General features: G+C 44.3%; 15 protein-coding genes. 3 read left to right on the top strand and 12 right to left on the bottom strand.

Going from position 1 to position 18,985, the window contains the following annotated elements:
- Positions 1-184 precede the first annotated feature (184 nt).
- Together AM228_RS14235 and AM228_RS14230 are read right to left on the bottom strand one after the other, a co-directional pair.
- Positions 185-1,144, bottom strand: a complete 960-nt coding sequence (locus AM228_RS14235; RefSeq protein WP_231636800.1) for an RNA polymerase sigma factor, RpoD/SigA family — start codon at positions 1,142-1,144, stop codon at positions 185-187.
- A gap of 865 nt (positions 1,145-2,009) precedes the next feature.
- Positions 2,010-3,791, bottom strand: coding sequence for an ATP-binding protein (locus AM228_RS14230; protein WP_054466773.1), 1,782 nt, complete (start codon positions 3,789-3,791; stop codon positions 2,010-2,012).
- A 387-nt stretch (positions 3,792-4,178) separates the two neighbouring features.
- On the opposite strand from AM228_RS14230, the gene AM228_RS14225 reads away from it, so the two are divergent.
- Entirely contained in the window at positions 4,179-4,712 is a 534-nt protein-coding gene (locus tag AM228_RS14225) for a hypothetical protein (protein WP_054466772.1), read from the top strand.
- Between the two features lie 638 nt (positions 4,713-5,350).
- Here AM228_RS14225 and AM228_RS14220 read toward each other — a convergent pair.
- The 6 genes from AM228_RS14220 to AM228_RS14180 form a co-directional block, all read right to left on the bottom strand.
- The gene (locus AM228_RS14220; RefSeq protein WP_054466771.1) at positions 5,351-5,662 is read right to left on the bottom strand and encodes a HigA family addiction module antitoxin; all 312 of its coding nucleotides are present in this window, start codon (positions 5,660-5,662) and stop codon (positions 5,351-5,353) included.
- A gap of 339 nt (positions 5,663-6,001) precedes the next feature.
- Complete coding sequence (locus AM228_RS14210) at positions 6,002-7,012, bottom strand: dihydroorotate dehydrogenase-like protein (protein ID WP_054466769.1); 1,011 nt, start codon at positions 7,010-7,012, stop codon at positions 6,002-6,004.
- A gap of 137 nt (positions 7,013-7,149) precedes the next feature.
- Positions 7,150-8,130 (bottom strand): SMP-30/gluconolactonase/LRE family protein, encoded by a 981-nt coding sequence (locus AM228_RS14205; protein ID WP_054466768.1) that lies wholly within the window; start codon positions 8,128-8,130, stop codon positions 7,150-7,152.
- 173 nt (positions 8,131-8,303) lie between these two features.
- Positions 8,304-11,864: a pyruvate:ferredoxin (flavodoxin) oxidoreductase gene (nifJ, locus tag AM228_RS14200; RefSeq protein WP_054466767.1), complete on the bottom strand. Its 3,561-nt coding sequence runs from the start codon at positions 11,862-11,864 to the stop codon at positions 8,304-8,306.
- A gap of 854 nt (positions 11,865-12,718) precedes the next feature.
- Positions 12,719-12,946, bottom strand: a complete 228-nt coding sequence (locus tag AM228_RS14185) for a HypC/HybG/HupF family hydrogenase formation chaperone (protein ID WP_054466764.1) — start codon at positions 12,944-12,946, stop codon at positions 12,719-12,721.
- A gap of 566 nt (positions 12,947-13,512) precedes the next feature.
- The gene (locus AM228_RS14180) at positions 13,513-13,734 is read right to left on the bottom strand and encodes a DUF4327 family protein (protein ID WP_054466796.1); all 222 of its coding nucleotides are present in this window, start codon (positions 13,732-13,734) and stop codon (positions 13,513-13,515) included.
- A 503-nt stretch (positions 13,735-14,237) separates the two neighbouring features.
- Here AM228_RS14180 and hypE point away from each other — a divergent pair.
- Entirely contained in the window at positions 14,238-15,281 is a 1,044-nt protein-coding gene (hypE, locus tag AM228_RS14175) for a hydrogenase expression/formation protein HypE (RefSeq protein ID WP_054466763.1), read from the top strand.
- A 1-nt stretch (position 15,282) separates the two neighbouring features.
- Here the strand turns inward: hypE and AM228_RS14170 are convergent, their stop codons facing one another.
- Positions 15,283-16,323: an adenosine deaminase family protein gene (locus tag AM228_RS14170; RefSeq protein WP_054466762.1), complete on the bottom strand. Its 1,041-nt coding sequence runs from the start codon at positions 16,321-16,323 to the stop codon at positions 15,283-15,285.
- Positions 16,324-16,666: 343 nt separating this feature from the next.
- On the opposite strand from AM228_RS14170, the gene AM228_RS14165 reads away from it, so the two are divergent.
- Positions 16,667-18,085 (top strand): hypothetical protein, encoded by a 1,419-nt coding sequence (locus AM228_RS14165; protein WP_054466761.1) that lies wholly within the window; start codon positions 16,667-16,669, stop codon positions 18,083-18,085.
- Positions 18,086-18,268: 183 nt separating this feature from the next.
- Here AM228_RS14165 and AM228_RS32680 read toward each other — a convergent pair whose 3' ends face one another.
- The 3 genes from AM228_RS32680 to AM228_RS14160 form a co-directional block, all read right to left on the bottom strand.
- Entirely contained in the window at positions 18,269-18,406 is a 138-nt protein-coding gene (locus tag AM228_RS32680; RefSeq protein ID WP_156331786.1) for a hypothetical protein, read from the bottom strand.
- Positions 18,390-18,557, bottom strand: coding sequence for a hypothetical protein (locus AM228_RS32675; protein ID WP_156331785.1), 168 nt, complete (start codon positions 18,555-18,557; stop codon positions 18,390-18,392). Before AM228_RS32675 ends, AM228_RS32680 begins: the two co-directional genes overlap by 17 nt.
- 164 nt (positions 18,558-18,721) lie before the next feature.
- Positions 18,722-18,931, bottom strand: a complete 210-nt coding sequence (locus tag AM228_RS14160) for a hypothetical protein (RefSeq protein WP_054466760.1) — start codon at positions 18,929-18,931, stop codon at positions 18,722-18,724.
- Positions 18,932-18,985 lie beyond the last annotated feature (54 nt).

Raw genomic sequence — 18,985 nt, 5'->3', positions numbered from 1 at the left:
TATTTTTTCAAGTGTCCAGGTTTTCAGTCAGCACACCGTATCCCTAGGACAAAACAAAGACCAGAGAATCATTAATTTCTCTGGTCTTGGGAATTTATTTGGCTTTGCCAGTGATTCTATTTGCTAAAAATTGCTAACAATATTTTTCGCTGGATTATTCTTAGCTGGATTATTCTTAGCTGGATTAGCTGGCGAAATATTCTTGCACATTCGCCCGACGCCGCCGCAGATGCGCCAAAGCTTGATGCTCTAATTGGCGGACTCTCTCACGGCTGAGTTTCAGGGCGGCACCGACTTTGGCTAAAGAAAGCTCGCGCCCATCTTTGAAGCCAAACCGGAGCATAATCACATCTTTTTGTTGCGGGGTTAATTCATCTAATAAATTATGCAAGTCTTCCCGCAACAACTCTTGCATAATGTAATTTTCTGGGGAAGCGTCCACATCTTCGAGCAGGTCTTGCAATTCCGTATCTTGGTTGTCCCCAACTCGCAAATCCAAAGAAACCGGCTGACGGGAAAGCAGCAGATATTCCCGAATTTGGGCGGGTTGCAGATCCAAAATTTCCCCAATTTCTGCCGGTGTTGGGGTGCGACCCAGTTTTTGACTGAGTTCCCGCTGCACTCGTTTGATTTTATTCAGTTTTTCCGTGATGTGAATGGGTAGACGAATCGTGCGGGCTTGTTGGGCGATCGCTCGGGTAATTGCTTGGCGAATCCACCAGTAAGCATAAGTAGAAAACTTATAGCCCCGCATGGGATCGAATTTTTCTACCCCCCGTTCCAAGCCGAGGGTGCCTTCTTGGATCAGATCCAAAAATTCCAGATTGCGCTTTTGGTATTTCTTGGCGATCGCCACCACCAAACGCAAATTGGATTCAATCATTTTTCGCTTCGCCCGCTGCCCCAGATCCAACAATCTCTGAAGTTCAGAAACCGTCAAATTCACATGGTCAGCCCATTCCTGCTCAATTGGCTGGCGATTTAATTTTTTCGCCAAAGCTTCTTGATCCTCTAGCAACTTCATCATTTGCTGTACCTGCTTCCCATACACAATCTCTTGCTCATGAGTCAGCAGGGGTACACGACCGATTTCATGTAGATAAGCCCGAATGCTATCACTCGTTTCACTACGTCGTGTACTCATATTGCTTTGCTGGGTGGTGGTTGATTGGTTTTTGATCGTGGGCATAGGGTTGCAGTTCTCCAAACAGATTAGATGCGTAGCCTTTTTGATGGCGACTTTTCCGGATCCCTAGAAAAAAAATTATCCAGTCATCCAGGAGATATCTGATATAAGGAAGTCCTAGTCAAAGCTGGGATCCAGGCTGGATACCAGGCTGGATACCAGGAATTTGCCTGAGTGACTCAGCCGCCACCGAGAATGAAAGGTAGGTTTATCCCGCTAAAGCGAAGTCGTTATGAGTTTGTTTTATTATCGTAAGTCAAAATTAAAAGTTTGTAAAGATTTACAAGATCACTCGCTACCCGCAGAAAGATGAAATGTTCCGTAAAATCTCTCTCCTAAGTGATTTGACTAAATGTGACTAAATGATTGGACGGGACTGACCCTGGCAAAGTGCCAAGGACGAATGACATGGATTCATCATCATTGATAATCATTTGTCATCACTGCACTATGACTACAGTGGGTTAATCTCGAATTCCGGGTTATCGAGAAAAAAATTTTTGCTTGATTCCATCGACTTGATATAGCAACTGTACCCAGTAATCCCAAAGAAATTAAACCTAACAGCAGCGATCGCCCATGAACTTCTGTCAGGGCAAAAATTGAATGCGCGTACCCATGCCATGTTTACGCCCCATTCCTTTTCTTTCTCGGTGACTGGCGAATTATCTGGGTTGAATTTTTAATCTACTACCATATTACACTTGTACTACATTGACGACAATCCGCAAAAATACTTAATCAAAATTTTTTGTTGTTGGTTATTTGTTGTTGGTTGTTGATTATTTGTTGTTGGTTATTTGTTATTTGATTCCTTTTTTTCCTAAAACCCTAAATCCGCTTTGGCGGCTTCGGCCACTTTTAATAACGTTTCCGTATCCATTTCATCCCAGGACATATCGCCAATTTCTCGATAAAATTGTTGGTCATAAGCACGAGTTCGCACCACCACGGGCATGGGCACCGCATGACCTAAGACTAAAGCTTGTTGTTTAGAGTCAAGTTTTGCTAACACAGAACGCAAATTTTGCCCGCCAGAAACGCCGGTAAAAATTGCTTCAATATCTTTTTCATCGTTAAGTAACGCCGTAATTCGCGTGCCAATTTGTGACATCACCTCGTTATCAATTCCAGAGGGACGTTGATCGACCACTAACATGGTGACGAAATATTTCCGCATTTCTCTGGCAATGGTGCCAAAGATGGTTTGACGCACCGTAGCGCTATCGAGAAAGCGGTGGGCTTCTTCAATGGTAATCACCAGTTGTCGGGGGCGATCGCTGGGATTTTTGGTTTGGAGAAACTTCTCGGATTTTTCCACATAAGCCCGGTGAATGCGCCGGGTAATCACATTCGTGGCTAACATATAAGACAACATATCCGAGTGAGAACCAAACTCAATTACAACGTGCTTACCCGCTTCTAAATTGGCCAAAATTTGGGAGAGATAATTCTGGGGACAACGGGTTTTAATATATTTCAGTCGATCCAACCGCATCAATTTCCGTTGTAACGCCATAATTGAGGATTTATTCCCCCGCTTTTGATCGCAAAAGTCTTGAATATCCTCATTATTCATATCCAGTAAATCTTTAATCCAAGATGACCCAAATTCCCCTTGAAGGATGTAAGCATTTTCGATACTTGCTTCGGAAAGGTTGAGTTCTCTGGCAACCAAGCTGATATCTTCTACTTCTATTTGGTCATAACCTAAATAAAGTTCTTGGGCATCGCGAATTCCCCGTCTGCGGGTAGAGTCCGGGTCAAGGGTATATATCTGCACTTGATGGGGGAATAGCTGCCGTAACCCTTTGACGGTACTGACTTGTTTGCCTTCACATTGAGCTTCCCAGCCATATTCTGAGTGCATATCAAAAATCAGATTCACTGCCGCTTGTTTGCGGATAATTCCCGACAGCAACAGACGGGTTAAGAAAGATTTCCCAGTGCCGGATTTGCCAAAGACGCCGTTACTTCTTTCTACGAAGCGATCGAGGTCAATGCAGACGGGTACATCCATGTCTAAAGGTTGTCCTACGGCAAAATTCCGCCGCTGAGGGTCATCTTCCCAGCCAAATACGGCCCGAAAATCTCTTTCGCTGGCTTCATAAACTTGGGAGAAATGGCTGGGAATGGTTTTGACCGGCAATAGTTGCATCGGTGTGCCAGTGTTGGCTTGATACGAGGCTAATCCGTTATTTTTTCCGTTGTTATTTGAGTTGTTATTTGAGTTGTTATTTGATCCATTTTTATTAGCACTGGATTGAGTTTTGAGGAGAGATTCTACACTCCAGCCACTTTCAGAAGTTTCAGGAGCCAACATTAACATTGGCGATAGATTAATTGTGCCATAAGTGCCGCTTCCCGCTAGAACCGCTTGCATAAAGTCATCTTCCGGTGGCGGTGGGTTAATCAAAATTCTCTCGCTGGAAGTACCCAGGGTGACATCGGTGAGAATGCAAAAAAATAGCGATCGCGCTCCTCGGATGACTAAAAATTTGCCCACCCTCATGTCTTCTACAGAGACATCTGGATGCAGTTTTACTTCGAGTCCGTTACTTAGGGAACCTTGAATGACTGAGCCTAATGGTTGTTCTGAATTCATGGCTTATTACTTTTCTATCGCGCCTTTACTCAAGCTATGGTCAAAGGATTAATTATTAACCATTACTACTTTACTGTGATTTTCCCAATTTGCCACTAATTCAGGACTTACGAATCAGGTCGATCTTGTTTTTGAGCAATTAATTTATCATATCCACGATCGCGATCAAGAAATTTCCTCAGCTAAGGACCTTTTCCCGTTGCGGGCGGGCGTTCGCGTAAGCGGTGCGGAGTTCGCGCTTTCTGGAACCCTATCTATGCTTGCATATTGTCCACAAAGGCAAGTTTTACCGCAAGTTGTATGGCAAGTTGTATGGCGAAAATTCCGAAATGATCGGCAGTAAGTCTGTAGCTATATGCGATCGCATTACTAATTGGGTGTAGCAAAATGAATAACTCCGAGGAACATGACTTTTCGCCTTTACCAGCCGAACAGATTTTCCTAGAATTGGAACGCTTCATGGTTCAGTTATCGGCAGAAACCGATCGGCCCTGGTTTACGGCAACTACACTTTGTAAGTTGTTTGCAGATAAATACCATATTTCACTGAAAGCAGTGATGAAACAGAAAGGCTACGACTGTTTAAAAAGCTTTCTGACTAGCAGCCAACGCTTTTCTATCTACAACCATCCCGATACTCAAGAGTTTTATGTGGCTGCTTTTTCGGCGATCAATCCTAATTTAACCCCAGAAAAAACCACTACAGCACTTTCAATTAAATACACTATCAAACGACCCTGGAAAGTTGACGGACGCTTGCTGGATCTGCTAAAATCAGAGGAATATCAAGAAACTCCCAAACCACAAGAAATTCCCAAACCACAAAATAGCCTTTTTGTCAAACCAGCCGGTTTACCATATAAGCCCAAATTAATTGATGAAATAAAATCTAGGGTTTACTTGGAATTTGTTTTGCTATAATTAGTTAAAAGTTTAACGATAAATCATCCCCAAAATTTTACCACCATTGGCGCATTAAGTCAAGAATTTTCCAAATATTATCGGCAACCAATTCGGGGGATATTCCGCAGCTTATCGATTCAAATTAAATTGGTTGATTTCCTGAAAAATATTCCTGAGTTATCTGTGAAACAAGTAGATGATGGTTGGCAAATTACGATCGAGCCAAATGTCATCTAAGCGCGATCGCATTGTCGTTGCCAGCAAGCAAGAAACCGGGGCAAGAAACCGGGTTTCTATAAGAGTTGTTGGTTAGTGGCAAAGGTTATCTGAAGAAACCCGGTTTCTGGGTTTGGGTGGCAAAGATAGTCTAAAGAAACCCGGTTTCTGGGGTTCACGAGTTGTCAGCAAGCAAGAAACCGGGTTTCTATGAGCATTTTGGTGGGGTGGCAAAGATGGTCTAAAGAAACCCGGTTTCTGGGGCGGGGGCAAAGGGGCGATCGCCTACAATAAATATATCCGTAGGGGCGTGATCTTGACCGCAGTAAATATCGGGTTACAACCAATAACCTATATACGGTCATGCTTCGCCCTGGCAAATGCTTGGGTGGCAAAGATAGTGTAAAGAAACCCGGTTTCTAGGCCGATCGTCCCTATTTTTAGGCAGATGTTGACAGATACGGGCGAATTGTCTTAAGGATATCTTGGTCTTTCTGCTCTGCCTGATATAAATCCCAACGCAGTTGCAGATTCATCCAGAAATCCGGGGAAATACCAAAGAATTTAGCCAGCCGCAGAGCCGTACTCGGAGTAATTTCTTGCCGTTGGTTAATAATTTCATTAACGTGCTGATATGATAGATGAATAGCATCGGCTAATTCTTCCGGTGTCAGACCCATCGGAATCAAAAACTCTTCTAATATCATCTCCCCAGGGTGAGTGGGTGGGCGATGAGTGGGAAAGCGAATCATAAAACTGACTCTCTTAGTAGTATATTTTAGTAGTATATTAATGATATTTAGTGATAATCGACAATTTCAACGTTCTCAGCACCGCGATCGCCCCAAAGCAAATACGATATCGATCATTAGACAATTCTGGCTTTCATTCGTGCAAACTCGATGGCGGTTTTAAGGGGGGTTGGGGGGATCAATCCGTCCTGCGTAAACTCTTGTCTATTAAACGGATTATATATTTTTGGTTTTTTGCCGCCAGCAAGAAACCGGGTAAGAAACCGGGTTTCGCCGAAGTTACCCGGTTTCTTAATTGGTGGCAAAGGTAGTCTCAATAAACCCGGTTTCTGGGCTATCCTAAATCAGGACGCGATCGGGATTAAAACTTTGAACAACTTTCATATATTGAGCCCGTTCATAGGCACTTTCATCAGCCACATTAACTTGTGACATGGTGCCAATCATTTGCTGCACGGATTCATATTCATTTTCTTCCATCCAATGCACCAGTTCCCGCTCAATTTCTGCTAGGTGAGAAATCCCATGACGGAGTAATGGTGAACAAACATGAGTCACTTTTGCCCCAGCCATTAAAAGTTTCACCACATCATGGCCTTTTTGAATCCCACTGGTAGCGGCCATATCTGCATGAATGCGACCATATAATAGGGCAATCCAACGCATTGGCAAGAGAGATTCTTGGACATTACTTAATACTAAATGCGGCCAAACTTCCAACTCTTCAGGGTTAATATCTTCCTGCATAAAGCGGTTGAATAATACCAAACCATTCGCCCCTGCTTTCGTCAACCGAGAGGCCATATTTGCCATGTTGCTAAAATAAGGACTCAGTTTAATGGTCAGTGGAATGGTGACATCAGCGCGGACTGCTTCCACGATTTCGATATATTCTTCTTCAACCTGTGCCCCTGTTTTGTGCATATCCGTGGGGATACTGTAGATATTTAATTCTAAAGCATCGGCACCGGCTTGTTGAATTTGTTTGGAAAAGTCAACCCATTGACCTAATGATGCCCCATTCAGGGAAGCAATGATGGGAATATCCACCATTTCTTTGGCTTTTTGAATATGTTCTAGATAGGTTTCTGGGCCGACTTTATATTCATCTGGTTCGGGAAAATAAGTCAGCGCTTCGGCAAAACTTTCCGTCCCATAAGTGGTGTGATGATGCAGTTCATATTGTTCAATCCGCAGTTGTTCGGCAAAAATACTATGCAAAACTACTGCCGCTGCCCCCGCATCTTCTAGCCGTTTGACATTATCAATTTCCTCAGTCAAAGGTTGCGCGGCTGAGGGCACAAGGGGCGATCGCAAATTTAAACCTAAATAAGTCGTAGTTAAATCCATTTTCTGTTTTCCTTCTAATGTTTGAAAAGAAACCGGGTTTTTTTAGATACGTTTTGTTGGTTAAGCAAGATGTGGAATAAAAACCCGGTTTCTGAACCCACATCAAACAACAAACAACAAACAACAAACAACATTACTTAATGCCAATGGCGCATGGGTAAACCGGGAATTGGCGACTCAAAAGTAATTAAATGGGGCATAATTAAAGAACCCACATACACCGTTTTTAAGTCCGATCCGGCAAAAGTCACGCTAGTAGGAAATGGCCAATTTTCTCCGGCGCAAGCGAAGATATCTTCTGGCTTTAATTGATTGGCTTCTAGGTTGGTGACAGCATTTTTTAATGCATCCGGTTTTACCTCTTCAAAAACGACGTGATAATCGCCATCAGGAGTGAGAATTCCTAACCCATTGCGTAGGGGAGTTGTAATCCAAAGATTGCCTTCGATATCAAAGGTGAAACCATCGACCCAAGCACCGTAATCCAGAGGATCGGGTCCAAAGACTTCGCGCGAGCCCAAACTGCCATCAGGGTTAACTGGAAAACGCAGGATCCGCGATTTCATGGTTTCTGCCACATAGAGATATTCTTCATTGGCATCCAGGCGAATTTCATTCGTAAAATAAATGCCATCGGCAACCATGCGGACCCCGTTTTCATCCATCAGCAGAATATACCCATCGGGACGGGGATTAATCGCTGCCGCAACCCAGGGCAAGGTGCGAGTAGAAACTGATAACCAGAGGCGATCGCGCCGGTCGATAAACACAAAATTCGGAGATCCCAGGGGTTTGCCTTCAAACTCACTTAGGAGTACCTCCTCCGTGCCGTCGGGATATAGCTTGTAAAACTTCCCATCGCCGATATTCGCCACATAAAGATTGCCCCTACGATGCTTGTCCCGATGACGATCCATTGCCAGACCATTGGGTTCAGCACCCATGTGACCGATCGCGGTTTGGGTGCCATCTGCGTCAATGCGAGTGACAGCCGCTTGCCGATCTGACACCCAGAGAGTGCCGTCCTTAGTGGCAATGATGCTTTCGGGACGGTGCAAATTTTGGCCAAAAAAGCGTAACTGGTCTGGGTTGAGTCGGAAATCTTTGATGTTGGTCATAGTTTTTGGGTTATTGAAAAGAAACCGGGTTTTTTCGATACGTTTTGTTGGTTAAGCAAGATGTGGGATAAAAACCCGGTTTCTGAACCCTTCGTTCTTCGTTCTTCGTTATTGGTGTCATCAAATAACAAACAACAAACAACTTTCCAACAAACAACATCACTTAACAACCACTACTGATGTCCGTTACCGTTACCATTTTCCAAAGACCGGGATGCTAGATATTCATAAACTTTCCAGCGATCGTCCACGTCTTGTTGGGCTTGTTTTTGCAGGACTTTAGCGGCTTCGGGCTTGCTCTTAGTCAGCATCTTGAAGCGGTTTTCTTGCAACAAAGAATCGGCCACTTTCTTCTTGGGTGAACGGCTATCCAATTGCAGTGGGTTGAGTCCTTGTTCTTTCAGGGCTGGATTATAGCGATACAGCAACCAGCGTCCGCTTTCTACCACTTCTTTCTGGTGACTCATAGCGGTGGTCATGTTAATGCCGTGAGCGATGCAATGGCTGTAGGCAATAATAATCGACGGGCCATCATAAGCTTCCGCTTCGATGAATGCTTTCAGGGTATGTTCATCCCGTGCCCCCATAGCCACCGATGCTACATAGATATTGCCGTAGGTCATCATCATCATGCCCAGGTCTTTCTTGGGACTGGGTTTGCCACCAGCGGCAAACTTGGCCACAGCGCCGCGAGGAGTGGCTTTAGAAGATTGTCCGCCGGTATTGGAATAAACTTCCGTATCCATGACCAGAACATTCACGTTATGGCCGCTGGCGAGTACATGGTCTAAACCACCGTAGCCAATATCATAAGCCCAGCCGTCACCACCGAGAATCCAGACGGATTTCTTGACTAGATAATCCGCTAAACTGAGAAGCTGTTTGGCGTCGGGAGAATTGATTTGTTGCAGTTTTTCTTTCAGGGCGGCTACTCGGTCCCGTTGTTCCCAGATGTCCGCTTCAGATTTTTGGGTGTTGTTGAGGATATCCCGGACGAGATTATCTCCCACTTCACCACCGAGTTTGACTAATAATTCCCCGGCAAATTGGGCAAATTTGTTGACGGTTAGGCGGAAGCCCAGGCCAAATTCGGCGTTATCTTCAAATAAGCTGTTCGACCAGGTTGGGCCACGTCCGTCTGCGTTTTGCGCCCAGGGGGTGGTGGGCAGGTTGCCGCCGTAAATGGAGGAGCAGCCGGTGGCGTTGGCGACAATCATGCGATCGCCAAATAATTGGGAAATTAATTTCACATAAGGAGTTTCCCCACAACCGGCACAAGCACCAGAGAACTCAAATAAGGGTTCTTGCCATTGTTGTTGGCGAATGCGATCGATATGCAGTTGTTGGCGATCGGGATTGGGCAACTTCAAGAAGAATTCCCAGTTTTCCGCCTCTGGTTGACGCAAGGGCAACTGCTCTGCCATGTTAATCGCCTTGCGGGAAGGTTGCGCCTTATTCTTCGCAGGGCAAACATCCACACAAATACCGCATCCCGTGCAATCTTCTGGGGCTACCTGGATGGTGAACTTGGTTCCGGCAAAGTCTTTATCTTTAGTATCTGTGAACTTAAAGGTGGCCGGGGCATTAGCTAACTGGCTTTCATCGTAAGCTTTGCCGCGAATCACCGCGTGGGGGCAAACCATGATGCACTTGCCACATTGGACGCAAACATCTGGATCCCAAACGGGAATTTCTTCCGCCAGGTTGCGTTTTTCCCATTTAGCGGTGCCGGTGGGATAGGTGCCGTCGCAAGGTAAAGCACTCACGGGCAGGTCTTCCCCTTCTTTGATCAGCATTTTGGCTTCGACTTCGCGCACAAAATCTGGGGCGAGAGGCGAAACTGCCGGGGGACGTTTGATGGTGCTGGTGACATCACCGATATTGACTTCAAATAGGTTGTCCAGGGTGTTGTCAACCGCTTGCAGGTTGACTCGGACGATTTCTTCCCCTTTCTTGCCGTAGGTCTTTTTAATCGCTTTCTTGATTTGCGCGATCGCCTCTTCCCGTGGCAACACATTGGACAGGGCAAAGAAGCACACCTGCATAATCGTATTAATCCGTCCGGCCATGCCATTTTCACGGGCAACTTTGTTGGCATTAATGACGAATAACTTCAGATTCTTGCGAACAATATCTTCTTGGACTTCAATGGGTAATTGATCCCACACTTCATCGGGTCCAAAAGGACTGTTCAGCAGGAAGGTTGCCCCTTGACCAGCGGAGCGTAAGACATCAAATTTTTCCAGGAAAATCCACTGGTGACAGCCGACAAAATTGGCTTGTTCAATGAGGTAAATAGAGCGAATGGGATTCGGGCCAAAGCGCAAGTGAGAAACCGTCATTGCCCCAGATTTCTTGGAGTCATAGACGAAATAACCTTGAGCGTAATTATCGGTTTCTTCCCCAATAATCTTAATCGAGTTTTTGTTGGCCCCAACGGTGCCATCAGCCCCCAAACCGTAGAACATAGCCTTGACCACGTTATCCGGTTCTACGGAGAATTTCGGGTCATAAGCAATGGAAGTATGGCCGAGGTCGTCGTTAATGCCAATGGTGAAATGATTCTTTGGCTTATCTTGGGCCAAATTATCAAATACCCCTTTGGCCATCGCCGCGTTAAATTCTTTAGAAGATAGACCATAGCGACCGCCAACCACTTTGGGCATTGGGCCTTCCCATGCTTCGTTCAGGGCAGTCACCACATCTAAATAGAGGGGTTCTCCAGCAGATCCTGGTTCTTTGGTGCGATCGAGCACGGCAATTTTCTTGACGGTTTTTGGCAGTTCAGCTACTAACCGTTGGGCGTCTAACGGGCGATACAAACGCACTTTCAGCACACCAACTTTTTCGCCTTTAGCGGTTAAATAATCCACCAATTCGTGAGTGGTTTCCCCACCGCAACCCATCACCACAATCACACGGTCGGCATCGGGTGCGCCTTCATACTGATAAATCTTATATTGACGCCCGGTTAGTTCCGCAAATTTGTCCATTGCTTTCTGGACAATATCGGGACAAGCATCGTAGAACGGGTTGACAGTTTCACGGGCTTGGAAATAGATATCCGGGTTTTGAGCCGTACCGCGCAACACGGGACGGTCTGGGGTCATGCCACGGGCCCGGTGAGCTAATACCAAGTCATCATCAATCATTGCCCGCAGAACGCTGTCGTCGAGCAGTTCCACTTTTTGCACTTCGTGGGAAATGCGGAAGCCTTCAAAGAAGTGAATAAAAGGCACCCGCGATTCTAAAGTTGCGGCTTGGGCAATTAAAGCCATGTCTTGGGCTTCTTGTACCGAACCGGAACTCAGCAGGGCAATTCCCGTTGCCCGCACTGCCATCACGTCGCTGTGATCGCCGAAAATTGACAGCCCTTGGGCCGCAAGCGATCGCGCCGCCACATGGATCACCGCGCTGGTCAGTTCACCGGCAATCTTGTACAAGTTGGGGATCATTAATAATAATCCCTGAGATGCGGTGAAGGTGGTAGTCATTGCCCCGCCTTGCAAGGCACCGTGAACGGTTCCCGCTGCCCCGGCTTCGGATTGCATTTCCATCACCGTGGGAATAGTGCCCCATAAGTTGGGACGACCTTGTGACATCCAATCATCGGCCCATTCACCCATTGGTGAGGAGGGTGTGATGGGATAAATGGCAATCACTTCATTAAGCTTGTAGGCAACGCGGGCGACTGCCTCGTTCCCGTCTAGGGTTGCATAAGTTCGTGTAGTCATACTTATTTCAACTTGATTGTGAGTCTCTCAGAATTTTTGGGTCGATCTGTCTGTTGAGTTCTGGGGCTTTTTTTGGATATTTTTTGGGTATTTATGTTGAATTTGCCCCAATGAATCTTGTGAAAAACGACCGATTGTGGTGGGACTGTAAAGGTTACATATTCCCGGTTTATTTCCCTGATTCAGATTCACCCGATTTATCGGTGATTTTGTTTTTAAATTTATTGGGCTTGTTGGGCGCGTGAATCAGGCAATTTCTTATTTTTTTAAGGGCGTTAGAGATATTTTTATGGACAACTCCCACTCCATAGTTCTTACTTTTATTATTCTATAACTGATTTGGGGATTTTCCGAGAAATTTAATGTTTTCTAATGATTCTTCAATTATGATCGGTTTTTGTTAAGAAATATGAATCTTTCCCGTGGTTCAGTCTGACCCCATTGCCCAAAAAATGATGAGATTGTTGGGATCCCTGGGGTTGAGAGAAATTGCTGAGAAAATATTAATATTAATATTAATATTTGTGAATATTCAATGGGCATCTAGAACCGATGAAAATCCAGGAAAAGGGAAATTTACCCGTTTTCCTGGTGTTTACCTGCTTGTTTCCCTGCTTGTTTGCCTGCCAGTCTGGAAAATATTTTGATCAGTCTCGCTGACTTAGGCATCTTGTGAGTAAATCTTGATTTACGACTGATTTACGGCTCTACTTTCCCCCGATCGCGATCGCGGCTAAAACCAGGCAAATTTAGCCCTAAACCAGTTTGGGATCGCGGATAATGCCTAAGAGCATTTTTTGATCTAATCTTAATCAAAAATTATCTAACCTTTACCATTGCTTAAACTTGATGGGTTAACTGGCTAGTTTTTTTAAGTCGTCTAAAGTTTGTTGAGCTTCTTCTTCATCGATGAGACTAATGGCGAAGCCTACATGAATAATAGCATAATCTCCGACTTTCGCTTGAGGAACATAAGCCAGACTGACATTTTTGAGAACCCCACCAAAGCTGACTTTCCCAGAACGCATTAGTGGATCTTCCCCGGTAATACTGATAATTTTCCCTGGTACAGCTAAACACATAATTTTCTCGTTGTTTTCTTGGTTAAATGTTGTAAGTTGGAAATAAATTTTTGTGATATTTATTTCCAAAATAACTTAATCTCTCTTGAATATATTCTTTAGATAGCGCATCAGATAGCGCATCAGATAGCGCCATCCCCAATAGAGTAACTACCGGGCAGAGCGGAGGTCAGGGTGAAAATATGAGGGTTCAGGTGACTGGGTTGGGTTAATTAAATTAGGAGCGATCGCTTCCAGGAGAGACGCTACTTTATTTTAGCATTGGGTCTAGAAATATGGCTAAAATTTCCGATTAATTTTATATTTGCTTATATTTGCCAGATTGGTCTATATTTTGTTTGGCTGGATTTGGGGATGGGATTGCGGGAAATCGCCCTAAATAAACTGCCTTAAATAACCTAAAATAAAAATAGCCAAACTTTGCGGGTTTGACTTGATGAGTATATTTGATTGGTGAACCCGTCATCGGGGATTTTTTTCCTGATAATGATTGTCCTGCCCCACACCCCTTGATGGTTGTGACTAATTCACAATAGCCTTGAGTTAAGTCTTGAGTTAGTCTTGAGTTAGTCTTCGTACCAATCTTCTCGACCCATTAGGTCAATAATTCTATCTCTGAGTAAAAATCCGTGATTTTCTAACTCTCTCTCCACCTCTTGCCATTCTCTAACCGGGATATATTGACAAATATTGTAAATTGACTGCCGACGGCTGATTAATTTTTTGTTAACCAAATCGCGGACTTCTTCCTTAATCACATCGATGGAGTATCGAACGGATGGAATCATCATTATTTTCCTTCTCCATTAAATGATTCGCGAATATTAGATTGAAAGCTTTTGACCCTTGAGCTTGACCTAACTATCACTGTCAATTCTAAGCCATATCCCTGGTGGAAGCTGGGGTGGGAAAACTGGGAACCTTTAACAGCAAAGGGTTTGAAGTTATTAAATTCAGATTTTCCGATCGACAAGTTGCATCAGGTCAAAATCTCTGTGCAAAAAGAGATGTTGTACTCGATACAATTCTAAGTCCAATGGTGTTTTTGACTTTGACTCGTTGATTTTTTTTAACAATTGCTGCGAAGTGCGTTCGCGAAGCGTCCCGTAGGGAGTCGCACCTGGACTCGATCCCCTGGACTTGGGGTAAGTTTCTTGCCCTAATGGGAAAGATGCGATCGCTCACTGACGCAATTGTGAATAATCGGCAATCCAAGGGTTAAAATTTGGGACTGAGTATTGCCAACCTAATACCAAGATAAATATATCTATTTATATAGATACAGATATATATGCCAGAGTACACCCGCACCTGTCCGATTCCGATTCAGCAATATCCTCATATCCTCTTAGCCCACGGGGGCGGTGGTAAGCTGATGCATCAATTAATTGAAAAGATGTTTATCTCCACCTTTGGGGATGATAGCCACATTCCCCATGACGCCACTGTGTTGACTCTGCCCACCCAGAAAATAGCCATGACCACGGACTCCTATGTGGTGCGTCCGCTATTTTTTCCCGGAGGGGATATTGGTTCATTAGCCATTCACGGCACGGTGAATGATTTGGCGATGGCTGGAGCCCGTCCGCTTTATTTAACCGTTGGGTTGATTTTAGAAGAAGGACTGCCGATGGAAACCCTCTGGCGGATTGTCCAATCGATGCAGCAAGCGGCCGAAAATGCTGGGGTGAAGATTGTTACTGGCGATACCAAAGTGGTTGACAAAGGTAAAGGGGACGGAATTTTTATCAATACCGCAGGGGTGGGAATTGTTGAACATTCCCTGGCGATCGCGCCCGGTTCCGTGCAACCAGGGGATATTTTATTAGTGAATGGCGACCTGGGACGGCATGGCATCGCGATTATGGCCCTGCGGGAAGGATTGGATTTTGAAACCGAGATCGAAAGTGATTCTGCCCCGGTTGCGGATTTAGTTGGTCAACTTTTACAAGCGGGCATTGAAATTCATTGTTTGCGAGATTTGACTCGCGGTGGTTTAGCCAGCACTTTAAATGAAATTGCGGCAGCAGCAGGTTTTGAGATTTCTATTGATGAATTGGCGATTCCGGTGCGGGAAGATGTGCAAGGGGCTTGTGAATTGTTGGGATTTGACCCCCTGTATGTGGCCAATGAAGGACGATTTGTGGCTTTTGTCGCCCCTGCCGATGCCCAGAAAGCTTTGGAAATTATGCGATCGCACCCCTTGGGAACCAATGCCAGTCAAATTGGTTCCGTGAACCCCAACGCCAATTCTTTAGTTAAACTGAAAAGTAGAATTGGTCAACAACGGATTATTGATATGCTCAGTGGCGAACAGCTTCCCCGAATTTGCTAAATCACCGCTGTATAGGCTGGAAATTCTGATAGGCTGCTGCCCAGGTATCTAATTGACGATGCAATTCATTCCGCGAGTCACCATCGGCGATCGCACAATTAAAAGCGTTACGAGTCCAACGCACTAAATCTGCGATCGCCACGCCTCTTTCTGTCACTAATCGCACCATTTCATCAGTTAAATGAACTCCAAATAAACTCGGATCATCCGAGTTTATTGTCACCTTAACCCCAGCCGCATCTAAGGCTAAAATTGGATGGTCATCATACCGCTGAATATTGCCTAACTTTTCGTTAGAACTCGGACACATTTCTAACACAATATTTCGCTCAATTAATAACTGGATTAAATCCGCATCTTCCATAGCCGAAGTCCCGTGACCAATTTGAGTCACCCCTAACCCCGTCACCGCCGCCCGAATACTTGCCGGCCCATCCATTTCTCCCGCATGGGCTTTGATTTTTTTGCCTGCTGCTTGGGCTAGTTCAAAAGCCTCTCGGAATAAATCAGCACGAGTTTCTGGGGTTTCAAACCCATGAAGATCGAACCCAGAAATTATAGAATAATTAAGTAATTGTTTGACAATTTTACCGGCTATTTCTGGGGTTTGATTCCGACTAATACCCGCAATTAATTTAATTATACAACCTTGTTGATTAGCTCGATTTATTGCATTTTCTAATAAAAATAAAACCTCTTCAAGGTTATGATTCACTCGCTGAATACTTAAGATACTAAAATTTAGTTCCACATAGCGAATATTTTGTTGAATTAAAGAGTCAATCGCCGCATCGATTAATTCTGCATAGCCATTGGGGGTGCGTAACCACGGGTGAATATAACTGGTAAAGCCATTGAGGAATTCTTGAAAATTATTAAATCTAAATTCAGGATGATACAACGGAGAAATTTCTGGCAATGTTTCTCCGTAATGTCGAGCAAATGCTTGGCGAATACTTGACCATTGGGGCGTTGCTTCTAGGTGCAGATGTAGTTCTGCTTTGGGCATTTCATTGATGATTTGTTTCAGGGTTTTCTGCATATTTTTTGTTGGTTGTTGGTTGTTGGTTGTTGTTTGTTGTTTGTTGGTTGTTGGTTGGGGAACAGGGAACAGTTATCGGGGAACGGGGAACGGGGAAAGTGAAAAGTTATGCATTCGTAGGGGCGAATGGCCATTCGCCCCTACAAGTTAAAAAAATATCACTATTCACTATTCACTATTCACTATTCACTATTCACTATTCACTATTTACTATTTACTATTTACTATTCACTCTGCACCTCTGCACCTCTGCTCCCCCGCTCCTCCGCTCTCCCGATACTTTGCCAAAAGTCTAGAATATATCAGTCATCGCCATGATTAAAGAACTGCGAGGCGTCTGATTATGTATTCAGATTTTCAAGGGATTCCTAATTTGCCAGATTTGACCCATCCGAATGAATTGATGGAATTTGGGTCACAAATTATGAAAATTTCCTTAAATTTAGCCATTTTTATGGCATTTTTGGGGTTGGTCATTGCTGTGATTAATTTTTCCATAAAACGGCGATTCCGCGAGAGCGGATCGCTGCGCGAAGCGCCCGAAGAACCGACCCTTTCTCTGCAACAGTGGGTGGAAAATTATTTCCGAATATTAGATAAATTTCCTCATTTGGTACTGGTTTTGATTTTGGTTACGGGGGGATTTTTTCTTTGTTCCACTTTGGCAAATCGCTATCATCATTGGGAACAGCAACGAGTTCAACAGGTAGCGGCTACGGTATCAGGCGATCGCCTAGAACAACCTGTCCCAAAAATTCGCTACACCGTGGTTGAACCATATTTTTACTATAACTGGGTGGATGGCAAACAGGTAAAAGTGGAGTCGGAACAAATTCTTAACCGATATATGGCGATCGCTTCCTCAAACATTGATGTCACCATCAACCAAAGCACTGACGTGCAGAAAAAAAATAGCGCCATTTATATCGTAGACTTCAAAGCGGAATATCAATTTGTTAACCAACTCAAACAAGCGCAAGATTTTTTCTTTGAATTTAACCCTCCCTACGGTTACACTTTATTGCAAAACTTTAAAGTGGAAAAAGATGGGCAGATATTACCACAAATTAACCCCGGAGACTATGGCTTTCCCTTTCGGTTAGGCGCGGGTAAATCTGCCACATTTCAGGTAGGATATAAAGCCCAAGGTGGGCCACGGTGGGTCTATAATTCGCAAGGAGAGTCTTTGGCGAAATTTCAGTTAAGTGCATTGGCGAATTTCTCTAAAGCTGACTTTGCTAGTGGCATTATTCCCACGGAAACTAAGAACGAACGCAATGGGACTCGCTTTACTTGGGTGTTTGAAGATAACGTATCCGTGAGCAATCCTTTTGGGGTATTTACGTCCACAGATACCGTCAAAAATACCGGCATTTTACCCCGCTTATTATTATTAGCGCCAGCACTATTTTTGTGGTGGATTCTGCTCTTGTATTTCTCGGTTAATCTGAGTTTACGAGATGTGGCGATCGCTGGGGGACTATTCTTTGCCTGCTTACTAACTTTGACCTATTTAAGTCGCTCAATAGATGTTAAGTTGGCTTGGAGTATGATTTCACTGGTAATGTTAGGATTAGTCTGGGGTTTAGGTAAAAATAAATCTGCCAAATTAGCGGCAATTGTGGCGACGATCGCCGGGGGAGTTTTGCCAATTTGGGGGTTAATTGTTACATACAGTGGCATCACTCTTAGTCTTGCGGGGTTACTTTCTGCTATCTGGTTAGCGGTGCATCATTGGTATCAGATAAACCCTAAAACCTAAGAGATAAAGAAAAACCCAGAAACCGGGTTTCTTTAGACCATCTTTGTCCCAGAAACCGGGTTTCTTTAGACCATCTTTGCCACCCAACCAACAACTCTTATAGAAACCCGGTTTCTTGCCCCGGTTTCTTGCTTGCTGACAACTCGTGAGCCCCAGTCAGGGCGAAGCATTCCGGTATATAAGTTATTGCTTGTAACCCGATATTTCCTGCCGGAATGCTTCGCCCCTACGAATATAATCCCCAGAAACCGGGTTTCTTAAGACCATCTTTGCCACCCAACCAACGTGCTCATAGAAACCCGGTTTATTGCTTGCTGACAACTTGTGAACCCCAGTCAGGGCGAAGCATTCCGGTATATAAGTTATTGGTTTTACCTCGATATTTACTGCCGGAATGCTTCGCCCCTACGAATATAATCCCCAGAAACCGGGTTTCTTTAGACCATCTTTGCCACTCAAGCAACGTGCTCATAGAAACCCGGTTTCTTGGCAAGCTGAATTAACCCATGCTGCATATCTTCAGAATAGAGAGTATCTGCACCACCAGCTAAGGCAATAGCCACAATAAGGCTATCCCAAAATGAGAGATTATAGCCAAATGTTAGTATCAATAAAGCTTAGGGGCATTTTACCTCATTAACGGTCATAAATATCTTCACGGGTGAGAAAACCATTGACTTTAATCGGATTTTCTGTTAAAGTATTGATGATATCTGGTGTTGGATTGTCGATTCGCTCGATCGCTAATTCTTCGAGTTTATTTTTAGCATTAAAAGCATCGACAATCGATTTGATTTGTTCGACTTGTTCGGGTTTTAAGCCACTGACATTAATCGTTTGAATCATAGAAAATATCGAATAAAAATCGATATAACCATATATTTGAATCAAAAAAAATCA

This window comes from Planktothricoides sp. SR001 (genome assembly GCF_001276715.1).
Lineage (GTDB): Bacteria > Cyanobacteriota > Cyanobacteriia > Cyanobacteriales > Laspinemataceae > Planktothricoides > Planktothricoides raciborskii.
The sequence above is the reverse complement of the archived record's forward strand: the minus strand, read 5'-3'. Positions and strand labels throughout refer to the sequence as shown.